The organism is Rhodococcoides kyotonense (assembly GCF_900188125.1).
GTDB classification, from domain to species: Bacteria; Actinomycetota; Actinomycetes; order Mycobacteriales; family Mycobacteriaceae; genus Rhodococcoides; species Rhodococcoides kyotonense.
Window position 1 is genome coordinate 1 of the sequence record NZ_FZOW01000011.1, and the last position, 24,043, is coordinate 24,043.

Below are 24,043 nucleotides of genomic sequence, written 5' to 3' on the forward strand. Positions count from 1 at the left end.
ACACCCACACCCCAAAAGGCATGAGCACCAAAAACATTCGGCACTGACATTCATCGACACACTGTTGAGTTCTCAAAGAACACGCGCACACCATCAGCCTTGAAATCGCAATCTCAGGGCGTCTGGGGCAACCGTTCCAGCCTAACCGATCCGGCTGACCGAGTCAATCGGCCGTTTTGTCGGACCTACCGAAACGACACTACCTGCTTGTCGTATCGGATTTTCAGTGCGAACCCCGTACTACCTCGTTGTCTCCGGCCTCTCGGCTGGAGTCGGTGTCCGTGTCGCTCTGACTTGGATAAAGTTACGCGGCGGAAAACATCACGTCAAATTCCCAGGTCGCTCGGCAACTCAACGGCAAACACCGTGCCCGTGGTGGCGGCTCTGGCGACAGGTGGATACCCACCCCAGAGCTGGAATCACACGTTTGTGACTCGCGCCACCGCGGCCCGCGGTGCTCAGATGATGCGCACGCCTGCAAAGTTGCGCTTGCCGCGTCGCACCACCAACCAACTGCCGTGCAGCAGATCATCACGCGCGGGTGTCCACTCGTCGTCGGCGATCTTCTGGTTGTTGACCGATGCGCCGCCCTCTTTCACCGCACGACGCGCGGCGCCCTTGCTCTCGCACAGTCCGGTGCCGACGAGCAGGTCGATGATCGTCGACGGCTCCCCCGATGCCACGTCGAACACCGACGTCTCGCGCAGCGCAGCAGCCAACGTCGCTTCGTCCAGTTCCTGGAGTTCTGCACGTCCGAACAGCGCTTGGCTTGCAAGCTCGACCGCCCGGGTGTTCTCGGCTCCGTGCACCAGCGTCGTCATCTCTGCAGCCAGACGCTTCTGGGCCTCACGAGCATGGGGTCGTTCTCTGGTCGCCTCGTCGAGTTCGGCGAGTTCGTCCTGGCTCAGGAACGTGAACCACCGGAGGTACTTGACGACGTCTGCGTCGCCTGTGTTCACGAAGTACTGGTACCAGGCGTAGGGGCTCGTCATCTCCGGATCGAGCCACAGGCTTCCGCCGCCGGTCGACTTACCGAACTTCTTGCCGTCCGCCGACGTCACGAGAGGAACCGTCAGAGCATGGACCGACGCCGCGTCCTTACGTCGGTTCAGTTCGACGCCGGCGACGATGTTGCCCCACTGATCGGATCCACCGATCTGGAGAGTGCAGCCGTGCTTACGACGCAACTGCACGTAGTCGTTCGCCTGGAGCAGCATGTAGCTGAATTCCGTGTAGGACATGCCGTCGGCTTCGAGACGTGTCTTGACGGTGTCTCGCGCGAGCATGACGTTCACCGAGAAATGCTTGCCGATGTCACGCAGGAAATCGATGGCGGACAGTTCACCCGTCCACGACAGGTTGTTCTCGACGATTGCGCCCGTGGACGCGTCGCCGAACTCGACGAACCGCTCGAGCTGGCCGCGAATGCGGTCGGCCCATTCCCGGACTGTGTCCGACGAGTTCATCGTGCGTTCCCCGACGTCACGAGGATCTCCGATCAGGCCCGTCGCCCCACCGGCCAGAACGATCGGACGATGTCCGGCACGCTGGAAGCGCTTCAATGCGAGCAGAGGAACGAGGTGACCCGCGTGGAGACTGGGTCCGGTCGGATCGAATCCCGCATACAGGGTGATCGGGCCGTCGGACGTCGCCTTCTTCAGTTCGTCCAGGTCGGTGGACTGTGCGATCAGTCCGCGCCATGTCAGTTCGTCGATGATGTTCTCGCTCACCCATCGATCTTCCCGCATGGATCACCTCGGCCGTCCCCTAGGGCCGTCGCTCAGTCACCCGGCACCGCACGGGGACTGCGACGGTAGCTCGACACAGCGCGCGAACTCGGGTCCCAGAACCGCCACGCCCTGTCGGCGCCCGTACTGACTCCGACGCGAGGGCCGGCCTCGACATCCGCGATGCACCGTGCGTCGGCATTCTTCGTCAGCGTTACCGCTGACGTCGGGTCGAGTAGATCGATACCGTTGTCTCCCAATGCGATTGCCAACGTCGCACCGAAATTTCCGGGGCCGCTCGCCAGCCGCAGCTCGCTCGCACGCGGGCCGCGTCGTGCATGTGCGACGCCTTGGCCGCCGGTCACCACCCCAGCCCGCAGCAAGACTGCGCCTGCTTCCCCGTCGGGACCGCACGTGACGTTCATGCACAGATGCATCCCGTAGCTCAGGTAGACGTACAACCGGCCTGCCTCGCCGAACATGACGGAATTGCGCGGGGTCGGGCCACGATACGAATGAGCGGCCGGGTCAGGCCACGGTCCTCCTTCAGGGCCGCCGTAGGCCTCGACTTCCACGATCTCGACACAGACGCCGTTGGCTGTGACCGATGCGCCGAGCAACGCACGCGCTGCGTCGATCGGATGTCCTGTCAGAGCGGCGATATCCACGGGGACCCATCTTGCCGCCTGTTGACCCAGCAGTCGGACCGGGTCGATAATTCATCGGTGGATGAAATCATCGATCGGTGAAATTCGGGAGGTCGTCATGGGGAATCTCGTCGAACCCGCAGTCGTCGTCGACACGCTGACCGTGTGTCGAGGCAAACGGACAGTTCTCCACGGCATCGATCTGACGATCCCGCGCGGCTCCATCACCGGTCTGCTCGGGCCGTCGGGCTGCGGAAAAACCACCTTGATGAGGTCCATCGTCGGCACACAGATCGTGACGGGGGGCAGCGTTTCGGTTCTTGGATCACCTGCAGGGGCCAAAAGCCTGAGGTCGAGGGTCGGCTACGTCACCCAAGCCCCGAGTGTCTACAGAGATTTGACCGTCCGCGACAACATCGCGTACTTCGCAGCCATGTACGGCCGCGGAGGCTCTGCCGTCGACTCCGCGATCGACTCGGTCGGGCTGGCAGATCACGCGTCGTCGCTCACGGCTGACCTGTCGGGCGGTGAACTCGGGCGGGTATCTCTCGCGAGCGCCCTTGTCGCCGAACCGGAGTTGCTGATCCTCGACGAACCGACCGTCGGACTCGACCCGGTCCTGCGGTTCGAACTGTGGGAACGATTCGCCCAGATCGCGGCCGCGGGCACGACGATTCTCGTGTCGAGCCACGTCATGGACGAGGCCGAACATTGCGACACGCTGATTCTGATGCGCGACGGCGTCGTACTCGCCCGTCTCACACCGGACGAACTGCTGGACAGGACGGGTGAATCCACGCTCGAACATGCGTTTCTGTCTCTCGTCCGGTCGACCGAGAAGATGGAGAAGACGTCATGACCATGCAGATCTACGGTGCAGGCACGGGACGAATCCTGCGACAGTTGCGTTCCGATCACCGAACCGTCGCGATGATCCTGCTCGTACCGTCGCTGCTGATGGCACTTCTGTATTTCCTGTACGACGACGTCCCGACACAGCCCGGCACGCAGCCTCTGTTCGATCGCATCGCGATCGCCATGCTCGGCATTCTGCCGTTCGTCGTCATGTTCCTCATCACGTCGATCGCGATGCAGCGCGAGCGAAGCACGGGAACGTTGGAGCGGCTGCTGACCACTCCGATGTCCAAGTTGGACCTGTTGGCGAGCTACGCGACTGCCTTCTCGGTGGCTGCGGTGCTGCAGGCACTACTGGCATGCGCCGTCTCGTTCGGACTCCTCGGCTTGACGACGTCCGGCCCGATGGCGTGGGTCTTGCTGATCGCAGTCCTGAACGCGATTCTCGGAGTGGCACTCGGCCTGTTGTGCAGCGCGTTCGCGCGTACCGAGTTCCAAGCGGTGCAGTTCATGCCGGTCGTCGTGGTTCCGCAGCTGTTCCTGTGCGGACTACTGCTTCCGCGCGAACAGATGCCGGATTGGCTGCATGCGATCAGCAACGTGCTACCGCTCAGCTACGCAGTCGACGCACTACAGGAAATATCGGCGAACCCCACGTTCACCGGGCGCATGGGCGTCGACATCGCAGTGGTGGCAGGCTTCACCGTCGTCGCACTGTGCGCAGGCGCCGCGACACTGCGTCGGCGAACACCGTGACGAAGGCCCCTGCGACGACCCGAACCGGTCGGCGCCCTGGTCGATCGGGTACCAAGGACGCCATCCTCGCCGTCGCTCGTACCCGATTCGCGGAGGCAGGATTCGATGCGACGTCGATTCGCGCGATCGCATCGGATGCTGGAGTGGACGCCGCTCTCGTGCACCACTATTTCGGAACCAAGAGGGACCTGTTCGTCGCGGCCGTGGCGCTGCCGGTCGACCCGGCGACGGTGTTGGAACCGATACGCACCGCAGATACGAGCGATCTCGGTCGGACGCTGGTGAGCACGATCCTCGGTGTCTGGGACTCGGACCACGGCGAGGCGGTCGTCGCTGCGTTCCGCTCGATGATCGCCAGCGGCGACACGAGTCTGATCAGCACCTTTCTGATGCAGATAGCGTTGCGCGACACCGCGGCTCGCGTCGACATGCCCGAGGGTTCGGGGCTCGAACGTGTCAACCTCGTTGCATCACAGATGACCGGGCTGTTGCTGACCCGACACATCCTGAAGCTCGAGCCGATCGCCTCGATGCCGGCCGACCGTCTTGTAGCCTCGGTGGCGCCGACGCTTCAGCGCTATCTGACGGGGCCGCTGCCCAGCTGAGAAGACTGTCAGGCCGACTGTGCGCGACCCAGAATCGATTCGTGCTCGACGTCGTCGACGTCTCGCGCTTCGTCGACGAGCAGGACGGGAATGCCGTTCTCGATCGGGTATGCCCGACGCAACCGCGGGTTGTAGAGCAACTCGTCCTCCACCAGAAGGAGCGGGCCCTTGTCGACCGGGCACGCAAGAATGCCGAGAAGGTTCTGATCGATCGCCACTGAAGTCCTTTTCTCGCAAGTTCTCGACTTCTTCGACGTGAGAAGTCCGTCTGCTCAACCTACCCAACCCACCGCACGCGGCTCGGGCGCTATCTGTCCGACGCCTCGGCGGTCCTCGTGAATCGGTCCGCGACGACCGCTTTGGTCAACCGTCGGTACGAACTCTGATCGGCGTCGTAGAACCATGTCTTCGCGCTGGGTGTCGGCAAACCGAGTTGCTGCAGCTCGGAGGCGCGAGGACGGTATGCCCGGCCCAGAGGAATGCCGTCGACGACATGTACGACGTCGGGTCGCTGGGCGGGAAGCAGCACGGCCATCGCGTCGGTGATCGTTCGGGCCGCCAACGACCCGTGCGCTCGCACGGACAGTGCGCACACCGCGATCTCGTCGACGCCATGATCCAGGCGTCGAGCCTGCCCGGCAGTCGCCCCATCCGCCTCGATGCCGTACACGACGACCGATTCGACGTCGTCCACCTCGCCGAAGGCATCGATGATCGGTTGGGTGTACACCGGCCCACGTGCGGCCTTGACGACAGTGTCCTTGCGGTCGACCAGCCAGTAGTCTCCGTCCGCATCCCGTCGGAAGAGATTCTCCGTCGGAACCCAGGAGTCCCCTGGTTCGAAGACACCGCGCATGAGCGGACTGGTGACCTCGCCCTCACTGCCCGGGCGTCCGAGGAGCAATCCGATCTCGTCGTCGCGGCACATCCGCACGAAACCGTTCTCGTCCTCCTCCAGACGGCCCGACAGCGGGTCGTATGCGGCGAGCGCGACGCGAGCACTGCCCGGCAGAGGCCTGCCCTTCGACCCGATCTTGGTGCCGGCGACGTTCGCGAGAATGACGTCGTTCTCGGTGGACGCGTAGAACTCGAGAACGCGTGCCGGCGAGAACCGTTCGAGGGTTCGCTTCCAAAGCCCGACGGGCATCCCGGAACCGATGAACAATCGCACCGGATGATTGAGGTCGAGTTCGAGGTTCTCGTCGTCGAGGATTCCCTGCATCATCGCCCACGTGTAGCTGATCACGGTCACGCCGTACCGCGCGACCTCGCTCGCGAAACGCGTCGAATCGAGGCCACGCGACAACGCGATTCGCGAACCACCGGCAAGGGCTCCCCCGACACTGACCAGCAATCCAGCGGAGTGATGAAGCGGCGCAAGGCAATACACGGTATCGCCGGCGCCGAGTGCGGCAGCCGTCGCCGTTCCGTACGCGGACAACGCCCATCGGTGATTGGTGATGAAACGCGGCTCCAGTCCTCGGTCCGTCGCGGTGAACAGAACGACGGCCAGCTCGCGGGCGCGTCCTGGATCCGGTTCGAACCACGCGGGCAACCGCACGGAATCCGGATCGATCGCTTCGAGGTCGGTGACGTCGGCGCCGTCGGGCACATCGAGTTCACGCACGTCACCACCACCCAGCACGAGCACGTTCGCAGCGAGAAGTGTTGCAGACTGCAGGTTTTCGGGGTCCGCGATGACTGTGTCGACGTCGACGGCCCGCAACGCACTGTCCAAGTCCCCACCGGGCGGCAGGAGAACGGCGACCGCCCCGATACGCGACAGAGCCGCGACCGCCGCCAAGGCACTCGGCCGCGTCTCCATCAGAACACCGACGCGCGCCGACGGACGAACGCCCGACACGATCAAGCCGCGCACGACATTGTCGATACGCACGTTGACAGCCTGGTAGGTGTGCACGCGGTCGTCGAACAGGAAACATTCGCCTGCAGGCGACCGGCGGCCCTGCTCGGCGAGCAGCCGACCGAGAGACACCGTCGAATGCGGCTGCATCTGACCGAGTCTCGCCAATCGGGGCAGAGTGCGGACTGCTTCGGTCGAGATCTCCCGCGTGCCACGTACGGCGCCGGTTGCCGCTGCCGCCAAGCCTTTTCCGACGCCGACGCCCACCTCCGCAATCGATGCCGCAGTGTGGATCAACCGATTGCTCACGGAGACACCGCTTTCGGTGTCCGGATGCTCGTCGTACCGCATTTCGTGCGCGGCCTCGGGTTGTTCACCGAGCCCTTCACGCCACCGAATCCACTCCCCCGTCGTCGGCCAGGTCTGCGACGCGGCCGTACTCCCCACCACGAGGCCGAAATGCCCCGCACGCAACGTCGATTCGTAGATCTCGGCACGAGGGGCTGCGCGCTTGATACCGCGAACGGCCAGAGGCTGGCCGATGTCGTCGACCTCGCCGACGAATGCCAGCACCGGCACGGTCAGATTCGACAGCGTCAGGAGTCGGTCCTTGATGACGAATCCACCGGTCATCATCCGGTTGTGCACGACGAACTGCTTGAGCAGTTCCGCGACCGCCGGACCGGACCAGGCGACCCAGCCGTCGAGCGCAAGGAACCGGCGCTGCGGCTCCCGAGGGAGCAGCGCCTCTCTGTCGTGAAGTTGCCTCAGGAAATCGAGGCGCGAACGCACCGTCTTCGCCGGGTCCAACAGCTGGAATCCGGTGCGTGCCATCCACCCCGACACGGCGAGCCTCGTGAACACGTGATCGGCCAGGAATTCGGCGCCCCGGGTGGCGACGCCTGCCGGAATCCCCAACGGCAGCGCCGCGAGAGTATCGACGGGTGCGCCGAACGTGATGAGACTGGCCAGGTTCTTACCGCCCCGATACGCCGCGGCCTGATAGCAGAACATGCCGCCCTGCGAGTAGCCACCGAGATGGACGTCGCGGCCCGTGAGCTCGTACACCTTGTCCACGACTTCGCTGATCGCGACGACGTGATCGGCCAGTGTCCTACTCCAGCCGCCCTCCTCGGTGTCCGGAGAACCGAAGTCGACGACCCAGGGATCGAGACCCATGCTGTGCAGGATGCCCGCCGCGCCTTGCTCGGTGGTGACGTCGTAGACGTCGGCGGACACCATCATCGGTGGAACGAGAACTACCGGCGGCCTCGACTCGTGCTCGGCGTCGTCGGGAAAATAGCGTCGAAGTCGGTACATCGCGTCACGATCGACGACCTTGAACGGAGACGGATCGACTTCGGTCTCGAGGCCACCGAGCCGGATGACCTCGAGACCGTTCTGTGCAGTGGCGATCGCTCGCCGCAACGGCTCACGAAACGCATCTGCATTCAGTCCCACCACAACAAACTCCTGCGTTCGACTCGGCTACCCGACCGCCCCACCTTAAGTAACTCGAAGCTTCTCACACGCACCGTCGCGAAATCCGGCGTGCGTGACTTTTTGTGCCTCAGTCCGTGACGAGTACGGTCCCGGCCCATGCCCGAAGGCCCTCGGCCGTCGCCCGGACGCCACCCAGTTGTGACGCCACCTGCACCGCCGCGGTGCCGCCGCGAGAATCACGCGACGAGATCGAACCTTCGACCGTCAGGACCTCCCGCACTGCCGGAGTGAGCGAGGCGTCGATCGATGCCAGCTCCTCGTCGGTCAGCTCGTCGAGTCCGACGCCGCGGGCCTCCGCCACACGAACGCACGCGCCGGCCGCCTCGTGTGCGACTCGGAACGGGGTGCCCTGTCGAACCATCCACTCGGCGATGTCGGTCGCCAACGTGTAACCCGCAGGCGCCAATTCGGCCATCCGATCGACGTGGAACGTCAGCGTCGACACCAGGCCTGCCAGAGCCGGCAGCAACAATTCCAGCTGCGCGACCGAATCGAAGACCGGTTCCTTGTCCTCTTGCAGATCGCGGTTGTACGCCAGCGGCTGCGCCTTCAGAGTCGCGAGCAGACCGGTCACGTTGCCGATGAGTCGACCCGTCTTGCCGCGCGTGAGCTCCGCGACGTCGGGATTCTTCTTCTGCGGCATGATCGAGCTTCCCGTCGACCACGCGTCGGCAAGCGTGACGTAGCCGTACTCGGGCGTGCTCCACGACACGACTTCCTCGGCCAGACGCGACAGATCGACAGCTGTCATCGCCAACACGAACGCCGCCTCGGCGGCGAAGTCACGTGAGGACGTCGCGTCGATCGAATTCTCGGCGGAAGAATCGAATCCGAGTTCTGCGGCGATCTGCTCCGGATTCAGTCCGAGCGATGAGCCTGCCAGGGCGCCGGAACCGTACGGGGACACCGCAGCTCGCTTGTCGAAGTCCTGGAATCGCTGCACGTCACGCAGTAGCGGATGAGTATGCGCGAGAAGGTGATGCGCGAGCAGCACTGGTTGTGCGGCCTGCGAGTGCGTCTTGCCCGGCATGACGGCGCTGGGATGCGACGCTGCCTGGATGGCCAACGCGTCGACGACGTCGAGCACACCGGCCGACACACGTCGTACGGCGTCGCGCAACCACATTCGGAACAACGTGGCCACCTGATCGTTCCGCGAACGGCCGGCACGAAGGCGTCCGCCGACTTCCGATCCGACGCGATCGATCAGCCCGCGTTCGAGCGCACCGTGCACGTCCTCGTCGGACTCCGCCGCCACGAAAGCACCCGACGCGACGTCGTCGGCAAGGCGTCGAAGGCCGTCGAGCATGGTCTCGAGGTCCTCGGCGGTCAGAAGGCCCGCGCCGTGCAGAACCCGCGCATGCGCCATGGACGCGCGAATGTCGTAGGGCGCCAACACCCAGTCGAAATGCGTCGACTTGCTCAGGGCCGCCATGGCCTCCGCGGGGCCGGACGCGAAGCGCCCGCCCCACAGAGAGCCGTGGTTGGTTTTCTGGCTCACAAGCCCAGGTCCCGCTTGGCTGCAATCTTGGAAGAGAGGCCGTGCAGCTGCACGAAGCCTTTGGCCGACGACTGGTCGAACGTGTCGCCCTCGTCGTACGTCGCGAGGTTGAAGTCGTACAGCGACTCGCCGCTGCGACGACCGTTGACGTTGATCGTGCCCGCATGCAGCGTCAGGCGGATTTCGCCGGACACGTGCTCCTGGGTGTGGGTGTTGAAGGTGTCGAGCGCACCCTTGAGCGGGGAGTACCAGAGGCCGTCGTACACCAGCTCGGCCCACTTCTGGTCCGTGTGGCGCTTGTAGCGACCGAGCTCGCGCTCGAGCGTGACGTGCTCCAGTTCCTCGTGCGCACGAATCAGCACCATCGCACCCGGAGCCTCGTAGATCTCGCGGCTCTTGATTCCGACGAGCCGATCCTCGACGACGTCGAGACGTCCGACGCCCTGGGCACCGGCACGGGTGTTGAGCTCCTGGATGGCCTCGAGAACCGACACCGGACGACCGTCGATGCTGACGGGGCGACCCTTGTCGAAGCCGATGATGAGCTCGTCGGGAGCGGTCCAGTTCGCCGTCGGATCCTGGGTGTAGTCGTACACGTCCTTGGTCGGAGCGTTCCACAGATCCTCGAGGAACCCGGTCTCGACAGCGCGACCCCACACGTTCTGGTCGATCGAGAAGGGCGACTTCTTGCTGACGTTGATCGGGATCTTGTTCTCTTCGGCGAACGCGATGGCCTTCTCACGGGTCCACGCGTAATCGCGGACGGGAGCCAGGACGTCGAGTTCGGGCGCGAGGGTGTTGAAGCCGACCTCGAAGCGAACCTGGTCGTTGCCCTTGCCCGTGCAGCCGTGTGCGACGACGGTTCCGCCGTGCGAGCGGGCCGCGTCGACGAGGTGCTTGACGATCAGCGGACGGCTGATGGCCGAGACCAGCGGGTAGCGGTCCATGTAAAGAGCGTTGTTCTGGATGGTCGGCAGGCAGTACTCGTCGGCGAATTCGTCACGAGCATCGACGACGACGGCTTCGACGGCGCCACAATCGATCGCGCGCTGACGCACGACCTCCATGTCCTCGCCACCCTGTCCGAGGTCGATGGCAACGGCGACGACCTCTTTGCCGGTCTCCTTGCCGATCCAGCTGATGGCGACGGAGGTGTCCAATCCCCCCGAGTAGGCGAGAATGACGCGTTCGGCCATGGTGTGTGCGCTCCTTAATAGCTTCTGTGTTTGTCTGTGTGTCGAACCCTCCGCGTGGACTACTTCTCCGCGCGTCGGGCCAGTCTTTCGATCTTGTCCGCGAGCTCGCTGCCGGTCGTGGGCTCACGAGCGATCATGAAGATGGTGTCATCCCCGGCGATGGTGCCGACAACCTCCCTCAGCGATGCGCGGTCGAGCGCACTCGCGAGATAGTGCGCCGCGCCAGGAGGCGTGCGCAGAACGGCTTGATTTCCACTGGAATCGGTCGATACCAGCAACTCACCGAGCAGCCGGGTCAAGCGATCGGTTCCGCCCGAGACGCCCCTGACCGGACTGCCGTCCTCGGGCACCACGTAGACGCCGACCCCACCGTCCGCGGCACGCAGTTTCACCGCGCCGAGCTCGTCGAGATCACGCGACAGCGTGGCCTGGGTGACGTCGATGCCTTCGGCTGCGAGCAGTGACGCGAGTTCCGGCTGACTGCGAACCTGATTCGTCGCCAGCAGCGTGACGATGCGCGCCTGCCGACCCGCCCTGGTCGATGCCGTCAACGGCACCGACGACACCTCCTCGCTCACGGTCGTCGCGCCTGCTCGAGCAGCCACACCAACAGTGCCTTCTGCGCGTGCAGACGGTTCTCGGCCTCGTCGAGCACGACGCTCTGCGGGCCGTCGAGCACCTCGTCGGTGATCTCCTCGCCGCGGTGCGCCGGCAGGCAGTGCAGCACGATCGCATCCGCTTTCGCCTTCGACAGCAGATCGGTGTCGATGCGGTACGGCCGGAACGGCGCAACCCGGTCGAGACCGTCGTTCTCCTGCCCCATCGACGTCCACGTGTCGGTGACGAGAGCGTCCGCGCCCGCAGCCGCCTCATGCGGGTCCTCGGTGATCGTGATGGTCGCGCCGGTCTCCTCGGCGCGGGCCTTCGCCGCGTCCAGAACGAAATCCAGGGGCGCGAACTCCTTGGGCGCCGCGATGGTCACGTTGATGCCTGCAGTGACGCCGCCCAGCAACAGCGAGTGCGCCATGTTGTTGGCACCGTCACCGAAATAGGCAAGCTCCAACCCCTTCAGGTTGCCCTTCTGCTCGACGAGTGTCTGCAGATCGGCGAGTACCTGGCACGGGTGGAACTCGTTGGACAGAGCGTTGACGATCGGGACGGTCGTGCCGGTTGCCATCTGCTCGAGGCGCTTCTGCCCGAACGTGCGCCACACGATCGCGTCGACGTAACGCGAGAGCACACGTCCGGTGTCCTGCAACGTCTCCTCTCGTCCCAGCTGCGTGCTCTGGCCGTCGACGACGACCGCGTGGCCACCCAATTGCGCGATACCGATCTCGAACGAGAAGCGCGTACGCGTCGAGTTCTTCTCGAAGATGACTCCGACACCCTTCGGACCTTCGAGAGGCCGCTTCGAGAAGGGGGCACGTTTGAGTTCGGCTGCGAGAGCAAGGACCTCGGCCTGTTGCTGCGGGCTCAGGTCGTCGTCGCGCAGGAAGTGTACGAGCGCCATCGGGCTACTCCGTTTCGTCGGCTGTGTCGAGAATGGCTGGCAATGCTGCGACGAACGACGCCGCCTGCTCCTCGGTGAGGACGAGCGGCGGGGCTATGCGTAGAACGTCAGGCTGTGCGGCATTGATCAAGAAACCGGAATCACGTGCTGCGGCTTCGGCTTTGGCGGCGATGGCCTTGGTGAGGACGACACCGAGCAGAAGACCGGATCCGCGAACGTGATCCACGAGTGGGTGATCGAGTTCTTCGATCGAGTGTGTGATGACCTTGCCGAGACGGTCGGCGTGGGAGATCAAGTCGTCGTCGGCCAGAGTCTTCAGGACCGCGAGCGCAGCGGACGCGCACACAGGGTTCCCGCCGAACGTGGTTCCGTGCTTGCCCGGATGCAGCAGCTTTCCGGCCTCGCCGATGCCGATGCACGCTCCGATCGGCAGTCCGCCGCCGAGCCCTTTCGCGAGGGTGATGACGTCGGGGACGATGCCCACTGCCTGATGGGCGTAGAACCATCCGGTGCGGCCGATTCCCGTCTGCACCTCGTCGAGGATCAGCAGGGCACCGTGGCGCGCAGTGATCTCCCTGGCTGCGAGGAGGTAGCCCTCGGGCGGGACCACAACACCGCCCTCACCCATGATCGGTTCGAGGAACACCGCGGCCGTGTCCTCGTCGACCGCCGCTTCGAGTGCTGCGACGTCTCCGTACGGCACGTGCTGCACACCGGCGGGCATCGGCTCGAACGGTGCGCGCTTGTCCTCCTGGCCCGTGAGTGCCAACGCACCCATCGTCCGACCGTGGAACGCCTTCTGCGCAGCGATGATCTTCGGCCGACCCGTCAAGCGCGCGATCTTGAACGCAGCCTCGTTGGCTTCGGTCCCCGAGTTGCACAGGAAGACTCGACCGTGCGTGCCCGCACCGAGGTGGGACAGCAACTGCTCTGCGAGCGCGATCCCGGGTTCGGTCGCGTAGAGATTCGACGTGTGCCCGAGCGTCGACAGCTGGGTCGTCACGGCATCGACGACGGCGGGATGCGCGTGCCCGAGAATGTTGACGGCAATGCCGGCCAACAGGTCGAGGTAGTCCTTGCCGTCCGCATCGGTGACGACGGCTCCTTCACCGCGCACCAGCGCCACTCGGGGAACACCGTAGTTGTCCATCAGCGAGTTGGACCAGCGGGCCTGGAGGTCCGAAGTGGTATTCATGAAAGGCCTCCCTTGTCGATGTTCCGAGTGTCGGTGTGCTGAGTGTCGGTGTTCTGGGCGGATACCATCGTGCCGATTCCCTCGCCGGTGAACAGTTCGACGAGTACAGAATGCGGAACGCGGCCGTCGATCACGTGCGCGGACGGTACTCCGCCCAGCACGGCACGCAAGCACGCTTCCATCTTGGGCACCATGCCCGCGTCGAGCGACGGCAGCAGCGCGGCCAACGCGTCGGGATCGATCTCCGACGTGAGCGAACTTCGGTCCGGCCAGTTGGTGTACAGGCCTTCGACATCGGTGAGGACGACGAGTTTCTCCGCCCCGATCGCCTCGGCCAGTGCGGCCGCAGCAGTGTCTGCGTTGATGTTGTGTACGACGCCGTCGGCATCCGGCGCGATGGTCGAGACCACCGGAATACGTCCTGCCGCAATGAGATCGAGCACCGCGTCGGGATTGACCGACGTGACGTCGCCGACGAGACCGATGTCGGTCAGCGCGCCGTCGACCATGACCTCGCGCTTCGACGCGGTGAACAGGTGCGCGTCCTCGCCCGAGATTCCGACGGCGTACGGGCCGTGGCTGTTGATCAGGCCCACCAGTTCTCGACCCACCTGACCGAACAGGACCATGCGGACGACGTCCATGACCTCCGGCGTCGTGACGCGGAATCCGCCCCGGAATTCGCCCGTCATCCCGAGCCTCGACAGCATCGCGGTGATCTGCGGGCCTCCCCCGTGTACGACCACCGGATGAATTCCCGTGGTACGCAAGAAGACCATGTCCTCGGCGAACGCGCGCTTCAGGTCGTCGTCGACCATGGCGTTGCCGCCGTACTTGACGACGACGATCTTGCCGTGGAACTTCTGCAGCCACGGCAGGGCCCCGGCGAGCGTGTGCGCCTTCTGCGACGCCGACAATTCGGTGGCGGTCACGACGAATATGCCGAATTCTCTTCGACGTACGCGTGCGACAGGTCCGTCGTCCTGATGGACACGGACTGCTCGCCGAGCCCGAGGTCGATGGTGACCTCGATGTCCTCGCCGGACAGATCGACCTCCCTCGCGCCGGGAGCACCGACGCCGTCGACGCACACCGGATTTCCGTTGAACGACACGGCGATCAGATCCGGGTTCAACTCGATCGGCGCGATACCGATCGCTGCGAGAACGCGACCCCAGTTGGGGTCCGACCCGAACAACGCAGTCTTGACGAGACTGTCTCGGGCGACGGTACGCGCGCCGATCAACGCGTCGTCCTCGGAAGCCGCACCGGACACCGTGATCTTGACCCGCTTGGTGACACCTTCGGCGTCGGCCATCATCTGGTCGGCGAGGTCGTCGCACACCGCCAGAACGGCTGCGTTCAGATCTGCCTGACTCGGCGTGACGCCACTGGCGCCCGAGGACAGCAGCAGCACAGTGTCGTTGGTCGACGTGGCGCCGTCGACGTCGAGCCGGTCGTACGACAACCGCGTCGCGGTGCGCAGGGCTTCGTCGAGCTGCTCGGCAGTCGCAACCGCATCGGTGGTGACGACACTGAGCATCGTCGCGAGCGACGGGGCGAGCATGCCTGCGCCCTTGGCCATTCCGCCGACGTTCCATTTGTCCGCGTGGTGGAAGGCGGCCTGTTTCGGAACGGTATCGGTGGTCATGATGGCGTACGCCGCATCGGTACCGCCGGAGATGCCTCCCGCGAGTTCGTGCACGACCTCGGTGACGCCCGGGACCAGCTTGTCCATCGGCAGCCGGTCACCGATCAAGCCCGTCGAACACACGGCGACTTCGATGGCACCGGTCTCGGTACCCCAATTGCTCAGTGCGCCTGCGACTTCCTCTGCCGTGCGGTGCGCATCCTGGAATCCGGGTGCACCCGTGCATGCGTTGGCACCGCCGGAATTCAGCACCACTGCGCGGAGCTTTCCGGTGCTCAGAACCTGCTGCGACCACAGCACCGGCGCAGCCTTCACCTTGTTTCTCGTGAACACGCCGGCGGCCGTGGTGTCGGGTCCTTCGTTGAACACCAATGCCAGGTCCGGCTTGCCACTCGCCTTGATTCCGGCTGCGATGCCCGCGCCACGGAACCCGGCGGGCGCAGTGACGCCCTGACTACGAACAAGCTTGCCCGACACCAGGTTTGCCTCGGTGGCGCTGCTCACGGTGCGACTCCTACTGTCGAGAGACCATCGGTCTCGGGGATGCCCAAGGCAAGATTCATCGATTGGATTGCGGCGCCCGCAGTTCCCTTGGTCAGATTGTCGATCGCGGCGACGACCACGAGCAGACCCGCGTCGGCGTCGACGGACACGCTGATCTGGACTGCGTTGGACCCGATCACCGCACCGGTCTGCGGCAGACGGCCCGGTCCGAGCACGTGCACGAACGGTTCTGCCGCATAAGCTTTTTCGTAGACCTCGAGGGCTTGCTCCTGCGTCGCGGTCGTCCGGGCAGTGCACGTGGCGAGAATGCCGCGCGGCATCGGCGCAAGGACCGGAGTGAACGACACCGTGACCGGCTCCGGCGACAGCGCCGACAGGTTCTGCACGATCTCGGGAGTGTGCCGGTGAGCGCCCGCCACAGCGTACGCCCGCACCGAACCCATGATCTCCGAGCCCAACAGGTCCGCCTTCGGCGCACGACCCGCACCGGACGCGCCACTGACCGCGACGACGTTGACCCTCGGCTCGACGATGCCTGCCGCGACGGCCGGAGCCAATGCGAGCGAGGACACCGTCGGATAGCAACCCGGAACGGCGATCCGCGTCGCACCGACCAGCTTGTCCCGATGACCGGGCAGCTCGGGCAGACCGTACGGCCAGGTGCCCGCATGAGCGGACTTGTAGTACTTCTCCCACGCGGCCGCGTCGGACAGTCGGAAGTCGGCACCGCAGTCGATGATGACGACCGACTCCGGCAGTTGCTTCGCGATTTCGCCCGACTTGCCGTGCGGCAATCCGAGGAAGACCACGTCGTGCCCGGAGAGCTCGTCGATGGTGGTTTCCGTGAGCACTCGGTCGGCGAGTGGCAACAGGTGCGGGTGGAACTCACCAAGGGCGGACCCGGCGTTGCCGCCTGCTGTGAGCGAACCGATCACCAGGCGGCCCGACGCCACCCCCGGATGGCCGAGCAGCAGGCGCAGAATCTCGCCACCCGCGTATCCACTGGCCCCCGCGACGGCGATCCGCAGCGGAGAGGTCTCCACGTCATCATTCCGAGCGTTCATACGATGATTATGCATCACCATGCAAGCTCATTCATGAGCGGGGTCGGGAGTAACCCATGTGCACGAAAATACATAGCCCGCTATGGATTTTCGTGCACGTGCTCCGAAGGAGCCTTCATCGACCGCCTGATCTCGTCGAGCTTCTTCCGGCCCGCCGCCTCACGGTCGTTCCACTGCTCGTCGAGCGTGCGCCCGGCCGGGCTGCTGTGGTCGAGCTCCTCGGCGCCGATCGCTGTGGCCGACCTTCCCTCCACCTTGTCGCGAACCGAATCCCACGTCGGCACACCCTGGTCGGTGTAGCCGGTCGGCGATTCGTGATTGGAGAAGCCTGCGCTGACGCCGCCGCCGATCGCACCGTCGATGGCGCTGTCGTCGACGAGTTCTGCGTCGACGATGCCCTCCCGCGGCACCTGAGTCGGCGTTCCGCCGAGCGGTGAATACCCCGGTGGATCGCCCAGGGGTTGGTCGATCCTCGGCTTCGTCACGTGCGGAACGTCGACGTCGGGAATCTCGCCGGGCGGCACCGTTGTCGGATCCTCGGCACCTGCCGTGTCGAGGTCCGCCAACAGCGCCGACGCAGTCGCATGCAGTGGCGCGAGAGCTGGGCGGCCCGACACTGCGGCCAGAACCTCCCGCAACACCGCAAGATCGGTTCGATCGCCTGTGCTGTGAGTGCTCATGAGTCCACGGTACGTGGAGAGACCCCGTTCAGCGGCGGAGTTCTGCCCCGACCGCCTGCGACGCGGCCGCAACAGCTGCGTCACGTGCTTCGGTCGCCTGCGCCTCGGTCAGGGTGCCATCCGACCCACGGAACACGAGCGCGAAGGCCAGCGACTTGCGGTTCTCCCCCACCTGCTCGCCTTCGAAGACGTCGAACAGGCGCAGGCTCTCGAGCAAGTCACCGGCACCTCCCTTCAACGCAGCCTCGACCTCTGCCGCGGGAACGGACTTGTCGACGACGACCGCAACATCCTGGAGGACAGCAGGAAACGGCGACACGATGGGCGCAGGCAGTGACTCGACGATCGGAAGTGCATCGAGATTCAGCTCGACGGCACAGGTACGCGCAGGCAATTCCGCCCGTTCGAGCACGGCCGGATGCAGCTCACCGGCATGCCCGACGACGACACCGTCGACGAGCAACTCCGCGCAGCGTCCCGGATGCCACGGCAGATACTGCGCAGCACGGAATTCGATCTCGACACCCGCAGCGGCCGCGATCGTGCGGGCTGCGGCAAAGGCGTCGGACGCCTCTGCTGCACGTCCCGGTCCCCACGGTCCGGACGGCTCACGGTGTCCACTGAGTACGACACCCACATGAACCGGCTGGTTCGGCAGCGAACCACGCAAGCGCGCGATGTCTTCGTCCGACGGACGCTCGTGCACGGCGAGTGCGTCGACGGCGACCGTTCCGTCGTGCGGCAGCACGACCTGAGCGATGCCGAACAACGACAGGTCACGCTGTCCACGGGCAACGTTGCGCGCGAGAATCTCGAACAACCCCGGCAATACCGTCGTCGCGAGGTCGGGGCGGTCGGCCTCCAACGGGTTGAGCACCGACGTCGTCCGTCGGCGCGTGTCGTCCTCCGGCAGCCCCCAGGTGTCGAACACACCCGTGGGCAGGAAGACCGTCGGCAGGACCTCGACATACCCCGCGAACGCAAGGGACTTGCCGACAGCTCGCTTCCTCTTCTGCGTCGCGGTGAGCCCGCGACCGGCAGGTGCAGTAGGCAGCACGGACGGGATCTTCTCCAGCCCTTCCAGCCTGAGAACCTCTTCGACGAGGTCCGCCGGCTGCTGTAGATCCGGACGCCACGTCGGCGGCGTCACGACGAGTTCGCCGTGGCCGCTGTCGCTGACGCCGACCTCGACGTCGCATCCGATCTGGGTCAGGCGGCGCGCTGCCACGCCGTTGGGGTATGTGACACCCGCGACGCGATCCGGAAGATCGATGTCGATGCGCACCGCGGGGAAGCTGTTCGCCGAACCGATGTCCGTCAGCACGGGCTCGATGCGTCCGCCGGCGATGTCCACCAGAAGCTGAGCGGCGCGATCCAGCGCAGCCACGGGCAGCGCGGAGTCGACGGTCCGCTCGAAACGCTTGCTCGCCTCACTCGACAGTTTGTGACGACGCCCGGTGCGGAACACGGCCAGCGGATCGAATGTCGCGGCCTCGAGAATCACGTCGACGGTGTCGTCTCCCACTTCGGTCGACGCTCCACCCATGACGCCCGCCAGCGAGATGGCGCCGGAACCGTCGGCGATGACGACGTCCTCGGCGTCGAGAGTCCGTTCGACGTCGTCGAGCGTCGTCAGCTTCTCCCCTGCTTTCGCGCGGCGCACGACGATGTCGCCTGTCAACTTCGCCGCGTCGAATGCGTGCAGCGGCTGGCCGAGTTCGTGCAGTACGTAGTTGGTGACGTCGACCGCAGCCGAGATAGGCCGAATCCCGGCAAGGAGCAGGCGGCGTTGCAGCCACCACGGAGTGATCGCCTTCGGGTCGATGCCGCTGACCTTGCGCAGTGCGAACCGTGACGCGCCCGACTCCTCGTCGACCGTCGTCGGCCAGGTGTCACCCTCGTTGTTCTGAACCGGATGTACAGCCGGGTCGGCGAATTCGAGGTCGAAGCTGCTCGCAAGCTCACGAGCGAGCCCTCGCACCGAGAACGCATATCCACGGTCCGGCGTCACGTTCAACTCGATCACCGAATCGTCCAACCCGAGAACGGCTTTCGCGTCGTCGCCAGGAGCGGCGGTGCCTTCCGGAAGTACGAGGATGCCCGACGAGTCTCGGCCGAGGCCGAGTTCGGCCGTCGAGCAGATCATTCCGTTCGAGTTCTGGCCGTACGTCTTGCGCGATGCGATCGCGAATCCACCGGGCAGCACGCTGCCGGGCAGGGCCGCGACGATCAGGTCGCCTTCGGCGAAGTTTCGTGCACCACAGACTATTTCCTGAGGCTCGTCGTTGCCGACGTCGACGAGGCAGAACCTGATCGGCTTCTTGAACTCCGTCAGTTCGGTGATGGTGGTGACCCGTCCGACGACGAGTGGACCGGTCACGGTGTCGAGGGACTCGAGCTCCTCGACCTCGAAACCGACGCGCACGAACCCCTCGTCCAACTCCTCGGGGGTCACGTTCCACTGCGGCGCGGTGCGCTGCAGAACCTCGGTCAGCCAGGATTGTGGAACTCGCACGTCTACTCAGCTCTTTCTACGAGTGGAAGTCGGTCTAGGTCTGTATCGGTCAGGCGCCGACGCCGAAGGGCAGCGTGAAGCGAATGTCACCTTCGACGATGTCACGCATGTCCGGAATGTCGTTGCGGAACTGCAGGGTTCGCTCGAGGCCCATGCCGAACGCGAATCCGGAGTACACCTCGGGATCGATGCCGCTGGCCTGCAGAACCTTCGGGTTGACCATGCCGCAGCCGCCCCACTCGACCCAGCCCGCTCCGCCCTTCTTCTTCGGGAACCAGACGTCCACCTCGGCGGACGGCTCGGTGAAGGGGAAGTAGTTGGGACGCATACGTGTACGTGTTTCCTCGCCGAACAACGCGCGCGCGAATGCATCGAGCGTGCCGCGGAGGTTGGCCATGGTCAGGCCCTTGTCGATCGCCAGTCCCTCGACCTGATGGAAGACCGGGGTGTGCGTCGAGTCGAGCTCGTCGGTGCGGAACGTTCGGCCCGGGCACACGATGTAGATCGGGACCTCACGTGACAACATCGAACGAACCTGCACGGGAGAGGTGTGCGTACGCAGCACCTGCCGCGAGCCCTCGGGCGCGATGTGGAAGGTGTCCTGCATCGTGCGCGCCGGATGATCCGGCAGGAAGTTCAGCGCGTCGAAGTTGAAGTGCTCGGCCTCGACCTCGGGCCCTTCCTCGACTTCCCAGCCCATTCCGACGAACACGTCGGCAACCTGGTCGGCGATGATCGTGATCGGATGACGGGCGCCGACGGGGCGGCGATTCGACGGCAGCGTCACGTCGATGGTCTCGGCGACCAGAATCGCGGCGTCGCGCTCGGCCAGCAGGATCTCGCGACGGGCGTCGAACGCCTTCTGCACACGATCACGGGCGACCTTGACGCGCTTGCCCGCGTCGGCCTTCTGCTCACCGGGAATCGACCCGAGGGCGCGCTGCGCGAGAGCCAGAGGAGCACGGTTACCGATGTGCTCGATCTTCACCGTCGTCAACTCGTCCAGATCCCGGGCCGCGGCGAATGCCTTCTCCGCCTCGTTCGCCGCGGCGTCGAGGGCAGATTCCTCGAGCACGCTCGGATCGACGGGCTGGGCGGTACCGCCTTCTTTCTTCGCCACGAGAGGTGCAACTCCTTGATGGGTGGTTGAGGACGCCGGAAGACCTTTCGATCCTAGGCGAAGCGCCAAATCAATTACGGCGGGACCGTCGCTGCGCCCGAGCACTTGCGTACAGACAGATCGCAGCAGCAGTTGCGAGGTTCAAGCTCTCCGCACGGCCGTGGATCGGGATCCTGACGCGATGATCTGCGGCAGCGGAGACCGCCGGGGAGAGTCCGTGCGCCTCGTTGCCGAACAGCCATGCCGTCGGGCTACTCAGTAGTTCGTCGGCGTCGTCGAGATCCACTTCTCCGTCGGCGGCGGTCGCGAGAATCGTCACGCCACGTTCGCGGAGGGCCGCAATTCCCGCTTCCGTCGAGCGCTCTCGCGCAATCGGGAGATGGAACAAACTGCCTGCCGACGCGCGCACGCATTTGCCGTTGTGCGGATCGACGGAATCACCGAGCAGAACCACGGAATCGGCACCGACCGCATCGGCGACGCGGATGACGGTTCCGGCGTTACCGGGCTCGGACACTTCCACCGGGACCGCCACGAGCCGAGGAGCCGCACCGAGAGCAGTCGGGAGATCGACGTCGATCGTGCGGCACACCGCAACGATGCCGGGCGGAGTCACGGTGTCGGACAGCCCCTTCGCTGCGCGTTCCGTGATCGGGAACATGCGAACGCCTGCGGTCGCAGCCAGATCGAGTACGACGCCGTTTCGTTCTGCCGAATCCTCGCGAAAGAACAACTGATCGACGACGCCCGACGCAATGGCTTCGGTCACCGAATTGGATCCCTCGGCGAGGAACAGCCCCGTCTTGCGACGTTCGGCCGCGCGTAGGAGCTTGACAGCCGAAACGACCCGTGGCGTTCGCTCGGTGAGCGTGTCCACGGGTCGTTTCGGGTCTGAAGCGTCGTGCGTCAGCTTGCTCAGGCTGCTTCTCCGGCAGGAGCGTTGACGTCGGCAGGCAGAGCAGCCTTGGCGATCTCCACCAGGCCCGCGAATGCAGCAGCGTCCGACACAGCGAGCTCGGCAAGGATCTTGCGGTCGACCTCGACGCCGGCAGCCTTCAGGCCCTGGACGAAGCGGTTGTACGTGATGTCGTTGGCGCGAGCCGCAGCGTTGATACGCGTGATCCACAGCTTGCGGAAGTCACCCTTGCGCGCCTTGCGGTCGCGGTATGCATAGGTGAGCGAGTGGAGCTGCTGCTCCTTGGCCTTGGTGTACAGACGTGAGCGCTGTCCGCGGTATCCCTTGGACGCTTCGAGAATCGAACGGCGCTTCTTCTGGGCGTTGACCGCCCTTTTTACGCGTGCCACTGGTGAATCCTGTCGATCTGGGGGCTTCTACGAACCCCGAATGGAAATAGGAGGTGCCGACGGACGGGCCGTGCGGCTACGAAGTCCAGATCAGAGGCCGAGCAGGCGCTTGACCCGCGGCTCGTCGGCCTTCGTGACGACGGCGACACCGTCGAGGCGGCGAGTCACCTTGGTCGCCTTGTGCTCCAGCAGGTGGCGACGGCCGGCCTTCTGACGCAGGATCTTGCCGGTGCCGGACACCTTGAATCGCTTCTTGGCGCCACTGTGGGTCTTCTGCTTGGGCATGGAGTCCTCGGTTTCTGTAGTGCTCTTCGGTCTTGCTCGGCTGTAACCCTGTCGGCGTGACACCGACAGGGTTCTTACGTCTGGTCTAGCTTGCAGGCGGCGCGGCCGGAGCGTCACCGGCTGCGGGCTCGGCAGGTGCGGAAGCACGCTGCGCGGGCGGAGCTGCAGCGCTTTCCTGCGCCTTCACTCGGGTCTTGGCACCCTTGTGCGGAGCCAGAACCATGGTCATGTTGCGGCCGTCCTGCTTGGCCGACGTCTCCACGAAGCCCAGATCGGCGACGTCTGCACCGAGACGCTGCAGCAATCGGAATCCGAGTTCGGGGCGGGACTGCTCACGACCACGGAACATGATGGTGACCTTGACCTTCGACCCGGCTTCGAGGAAGCGAACGACGTTGCGCTTCTTGGTCTCGTAGTCGTGTGCGTCGATCTTCGGCCGGAGCTTCTGCTCCTTGATCACGGTCAGCGTCTGGTTCTTGCGCGACTCGCGCGCCTTCTGAGCTGCCTCGTACTTGAACTTCCCGTAGTCCATGATCTTGCAGACCGGCGGACGAGCGTCGGGAGCCACTTCTACGAGATCGAGGTCGGCTTCGAGAGCCAAGCGGAGTGCATCTTCAACACGCACGATGCCAACCTGTTCGCCACCCGGTCCGACAAGTCGAACCTCGGGAACACGGATGCGATCGTTGATGCGGGTCTCAGTGCTGATGGGGCCTCCTAGGTAGTGCGGTGTGGTGTCGAGCCGACCGCCTGCCTCTGGCACAGCCCGCCTGCCCGGGTCCTTCGACATGTCGTCGATGAAGGACACGCCCTCTACAACGAAAAAACCCTGCTCCAGCATTCCGCTGGTGCAGGGCCCGATGTCGACCGGTCGATCCACCCGGCTCACGCCGCGTAGTTCTCCTCGTACGAGGAAGCTCCGCAGTCTGCGATCATTGCCATGGGCACCTCACGCACTACTGCCGAGCGACCGGACCGGAAACAACTGAACGCTGCGTACCGGTGGGAGTCGGGCTCCACTTGCTGCCTCCGTACGAGCGAACTCTTGCGAATGCGCACGTCGAAGACGGTCGTTGAGGAACTCTACCAGGTGACCCGCTCGACGCCGAATCGACGCTGATCCGAACCGCGTACAGCCAGCATGGAATGCTCGACAATATGTCCAGCACCCCCGAATCCGGCAACGACGCAGAACACGACGTCCGCGAACTCGCCGACGTGCCCGCCGTCGAGGTCATCAGTCGCGCAGCTGTGATGCTCATGAGTTCCGCGGCCGAGAAGCTCGGCTTGTCCGAGGCCGACCCGTCGGAAAGTCCGTACTTGGATCTCGACGAGGCCCGACGCGTCATCACCGCCCTCGCCGGTCTCGTCACCGCATCCGTCGAGTACCTCGGCCCGCACGCGGGACCGATCCGCGAGGGACTGCAGGCTCTGCAGAAAGCCTTCCGCGAGACGTCCGCTCACCCCGACGAGCCAGGCAAGGGACCCGGCGAGAAATACACCGGCCCCGTCTACTGATCCCCCACACCCCTCACGCACATGCATATGCGTGTGCGTGTG

The 24,043-nt window shown here is 65.0% G+C and carries 23 protein-coding genes; 4 read left to right on the top strand and 19 right to left on the bottom strand.

Going from position 1 to position 24,043, the window contains the following annotated elements; all coding sequences use genetic code 11:
- Positions 1-458 precede the first annotated feature (458 nt).
- Complete coding sequence (gene tyrS / locus CHB96_RS18130) at positions 459-1,730, bottom strand: tyrosine--tRNA ligase (protein WP_089248802.1); 1,272 nt, start codon at positions 1,728-1,730, stop codon at positions 459-461.
- A gap of 50 nt (positions 1,731-1,780) precedes the next feature.
- A complete protein-coding gene (locus CHB96_RS18135) occupies positions 1,781-2,395 on the bottom strand; it encodes a DNA-3-methyladenine glycosylase (protein ID WP_089248804.1) in 615 nt (204 codons plus the stop codon).
- A gap of 61 nt (positions 2,396-2,456) precedes the next feature.
- Between CHB96_RS18135 and CHB96_RS18140 the strand changes: the two genes are divergently transcribed.
- From CHB96_RS18140 to CHB96_RS18150, 3 genes are read left to right on the top strand one after another with little or no spacing between them, the layout of a single operon-like run.
- Positions 2,457-3,233, top strand: a complete 777-nt coding sequence (locus CHB96_RS18140) for an ABC transporter ATP-binding protein (protein WP_371829029.1) — start codon at positions 2,457-2,459, stop codon at positions 3,231-3,233.
- On the top strand, positions 3,230-3,985 hold the full coding sequence (locus tag CHB96_RS18145) for an ABC transporter permease (RefSeq protein WP_089248806.1): 756 nt from the start codon (positions 3,230-3,232) through the stop codon (positions 3,983-3,985). The genes CHB96_RS18140 and CHB96_RS18145 overlap by 4 nt, the downstream gene beginning before the upstream one ends.
- A complete protein-coding gene (locus CHB96_RS18150) occupies positions 3,982-4,590 on the top strand; it encodes a TetR/AcrR family transcriptional regulator (protein ID WP_245865855.1) in 609 nt (202 codons plus the stop codon). Before CHB96_RS18145 ends, CHB96_RS18150 begins: the two co-directional genes overlap by 4 nt.
- A gap of 8 nt (positions 4,591-4,598) precedes the next feature.
- Here the strand turns inward: CHB96_RS18150 and CHB96_RS18155 are convergent, their stop codons facing one another.
- The 17 genes from CHB96_RS18155 to infC all read right to left on the bottom strand — a co-directional run bounded on the left by CHB96_RS18155 (position 4,599) and on the right by infC (position 23,273).
- Positions 4,599-4,808 carry a Trm112 family protein gene (locus CHB96_RS18155; RefSeq protein ID WP_089248810.1) on the bottom strand — a complete coding sequence of 70 codons (210 nt, stop codon included), beginning with the start codon at positions 4,806-4,808 and terminating at the stop codon, positions 4,599-4,601.
- Between the two features lie 89 nt (positions 4,809-4,897).
- Positions 4,898-7,918 carry an AMP-binding protein gene (locus CHB96_RS18160; RefSeq protein ID WP_089248812.1) on the bottom strand — a complete coding sequence of 1,007 codons (3,021 nt, stop codon included), beginning with the start codon at positions 7,916-7,918 and terminating at the stop codon, positions 4,898-4,900.
- Between the two features lie 106 nt (positions 7,919-8,024).
- A complete protein-coding gene (gene argH / locus CHB96_RS18165; RefSeq protein WP_089248814.1) occupies positions 8,025-9,458 on the bottom strand; it encodes an argininosuccinate lyase in 1,434 nt (477 codons plus the stop codon).
- Positions 9,455-10,654, bottom strand: coding sequence for an argininosuccinate synthase (locus CHB96_RS18170; protein WP_089248816.1), 1,200 nt, complete (start codon positions 10,652-10,654; stop codon positions 9,455-9,457). The genes argH and CHB96_RS18170 overlap by 4 nt, the downstream gene beginning before the upstream one ends.
- Positions 10,655-10,713: 59 nt before the next feature.
- Positions 10,714-11,232, bottom strand: coding sequence for an arginine repressor (locus CHB96_RS18175; protein ID WP_371829030.1), 519 nt, complete (start codon positions 11,230-11,232; stop codon positions 10,714-10,716).
- The gene (argF, locus tag CHB96_RS18180) at positions 11,229-12,164 is read right to left on the bottom strand and encodes an ornithine carbamoyltransferase (RefSeq protein ID WP_089248818.1); all 936 of its coding nucleotides are present in this window, start codon (positions 12,162-12,164) and stop codon (positions 11,229-11,231) included. Before argF ends, CHB96_RS18175 begins: the two co-directional genes overlap by 4 nt.
- Before the next feature lie 4 nt (positions 12,165-12,168).
- Positions 12,169-13,359: an acetylornithine transaminase gene (locus CHB96_RS18185; protein WP_089248820.1), complete on the bottom strand. Its 1,191-nt coding sequence runs from the start codon at positions 13,357-13,359 to the stop codon at positions 12,169-12,171.
- Complete coding sequence (argB, locus tag CHB96_RS18190) at positions 13,356-14,291, bottom strand: acetylglutamate kinase (protein WP_089248822.1); 936 nt, start codon at positions 14,289-14,291, stop codon at positions 13,356-13,358. Before argB ends, CHB96_RS18185 begins: the two co-directional genes overlap by 4 nt.
- Positions 14,288-15,514, bottom strand: a complete 1,227-nt coding sequence (gene argJ, locus CHB96_RS18195; protein ID WP_089248824.1) for a bifunctional glutamate N-acetyltransferase/amino-acid acetyltransferase ArgJ — start codon at positions 15,512-15,514, stop codon at positions 14,288-14,290. Before argJ ends, argB begins: the two co-directional genes overlap by 4 nt.
- A complete protein-coding gene (argC, locus tag CHB96_RS18200) occupies positions 15,511-16,578 on the bottom strand; it encodes an N-acetyl-gamma-glutamyl-phosphate reductase (RefSeq protein WP_089249168.1) in 1,068 nt (355 codons plus the stop codon). Before argC ends, argJ begins: the two co-directional genes overlap by 4 nt.
- Positions 16,579-16,658: 80 nt before the next feature.
- Entirely contained in the window at positions 16,659-17,258 is a 600-nt protein-coding gene (locus CHB96_RS18205; RefSeq protein WP_089249170.1) for a hypothetical protein, read from the bottom strand.
- A 28-nt stretch (positions 17,259-17,286) separates the two neighbouring features.
- Positions 17,287-19,773, bottom strand: coding sequence for a phenylalanine--tRNA ligase subunit beta (gene pheT / locus CHB96_RS18210; RefSeq protein ID WP_089248826.1), 2,487 nt, complete (start codon positions 19,771-19,773; stop codon positions 17,287-17,289).
- A 49-nt stretch (positions 19,774-19,822) separates the two neighbouring features.
- Entirely contained in the window at positions 19,823-20,893 is a 1,071-nt protein-coding gene (gene pheS / locus CHB96_RS18215; protein WP_089248828.1) for a phenylalanine--tRNA ligase subunit alpha, read from the bottom strand.
- 70 nt (positions 20,894-20,963) lie between these two features.
- Positions 20,964-21,770, bottom strand: coding sequence for a TrmH family RNA methyltransferase (locus tag CHB96_RS18220; RefSeq protein WP_089248829.1), 807 nt, complete (start codon positions 21,768-21,770; stop codon positions 20,964-20,966).
- Between the two features lie 38 nt (positions 21,771-21,808).
- Complete coding sequence (gene rplT / locus CHB96_RS18225; protein ID WP_089248831.1) at positions 21,809-22,198, bottom strand: 50S ribosomal protein L20; 390 nt, start codon at positions 22,196-22,198, stop codon at positions 21,809-21,811.
- Positions 22,199-22,288: 90 nt separating this feature from the next.
- The gene (gene rpmI, locus CHB96_RS18230) at positions 22,289-22,483 is read right to left on the bottom strand and encodes a 50S ribosomal protein L35 (RefSeq protein ID WP_089248833.1); all 195 of its coding nucleotides are present in this window, start codon (positions 22,481-22,483) and stop codon (positions 22,289-22,291) included.
- An 85-nt stretch (positions 22,484-22,568) separates the two neighbouring features.
- Positions 22,569-23,273, bottom strand: coding sequence for a translation initiation factor IF-3 (infC, locus tag CHB96_RS18235; protein ID WP_245865883.1), 705 nt, complete (start codon positions 23,271-23,273; stop codon positions 22,569-22,571).
- A gap of 356 nt (positions 23,274-23,629) precedes the next feature.
- Here infC and CHB96_RS18240 point away from each other — a divergent pair, with 356 nt between their 5' ends.
- Positions 23,630-24,001 carry a DUF1844 domain-containing protein gene (locus tag CHB96_RS18240; RefSeq protein WP_089248835.1) on the top strand — a complete coding sequence of 124 codons (372 nt, stop codon included), beginning with the start codon at positions 23,630-23,632 and terminating at the stop codon, positions 23,999-24,001.
- Positions 24,002-24,043 lie beyond the last annotated feature (42 nt).

What these genes read in the sequence shown, in the direction of transcription:
- CHB96_RS18140 (WP_371829029.1), top strand. Translation starts at nt 2,457, where the DNA reads ATGAAATCATCGATCGGTGAAATTCGGGAGGTCGTCATGGGGAATCTC.
- CHB96_RS18145 (WP_089248806.1), top strand. Translation starts at nt 3,230, where the DNA reads ATGACCATGCAGATCTACGGTGCAGGCACGGGACGAATCCTGCGACAG.
- CHB96_RS18170 (WP_089248816.1), bottom strand. Translation starts at nt 10,654, where the DNA reads ATGGCCGAACGCGTCATTCTCGCCTACTCGGGGGGATTGGACACCTCC.
- argF (WP_089248818.1), bottom strand. Translation starts at nt 12,164, where the DNA reads ATGGCGCTCGTACACTTCCTGCGCGACGACGACCTGAGCCCGCAGCAA.
- CHB96_RS18185 (WP_089248820.1), bottom strand. Translation starts at nt 13,359, where the DNA reads ATGAATACCACTTCGGACCTCCAGGCCCGCTGGTCCAACTCGCTGATG.
- argC (WP_089249168.1), bottom strand. Translation starts at nt 16,578, where the DNA reads ATGAACGCTCGGAATGATGACGTGGAGACCTCTCCGCTGCGGATCGCC.
- CHB96_RS18205 (WP_089249170.1), bottom strand. Translation starts at nt 17,258, where the DNA reads ATGAGCACTCACAGCACAGGCGATCGAACCGATCTTGCGGTGTTGCGG.
- rpmI (WP_089248833.1), bottom strand. Translation starts at nt 22,483, where the DNA reads ATGCCCAAGCAGAAGACCCACAGTGGCGCCAAGAAGCGATTCAAGGTG.
- infC (WP_245865883.1), bottom strand. Translation starts at nt 23,273, where the DNA reads ATGTCGAAGGACCCGGGCAGGCGGGCTGTGCCAGAGGCAGGCGGTCGG.
- CHB96_RS18240 (WP_089248835.1), top strand. Translation starts at nt 23,630, where the DNA reads ATGCTCGACAATATGTCCAGCACCCCCGAATCCGGCAACGACGCAGAA.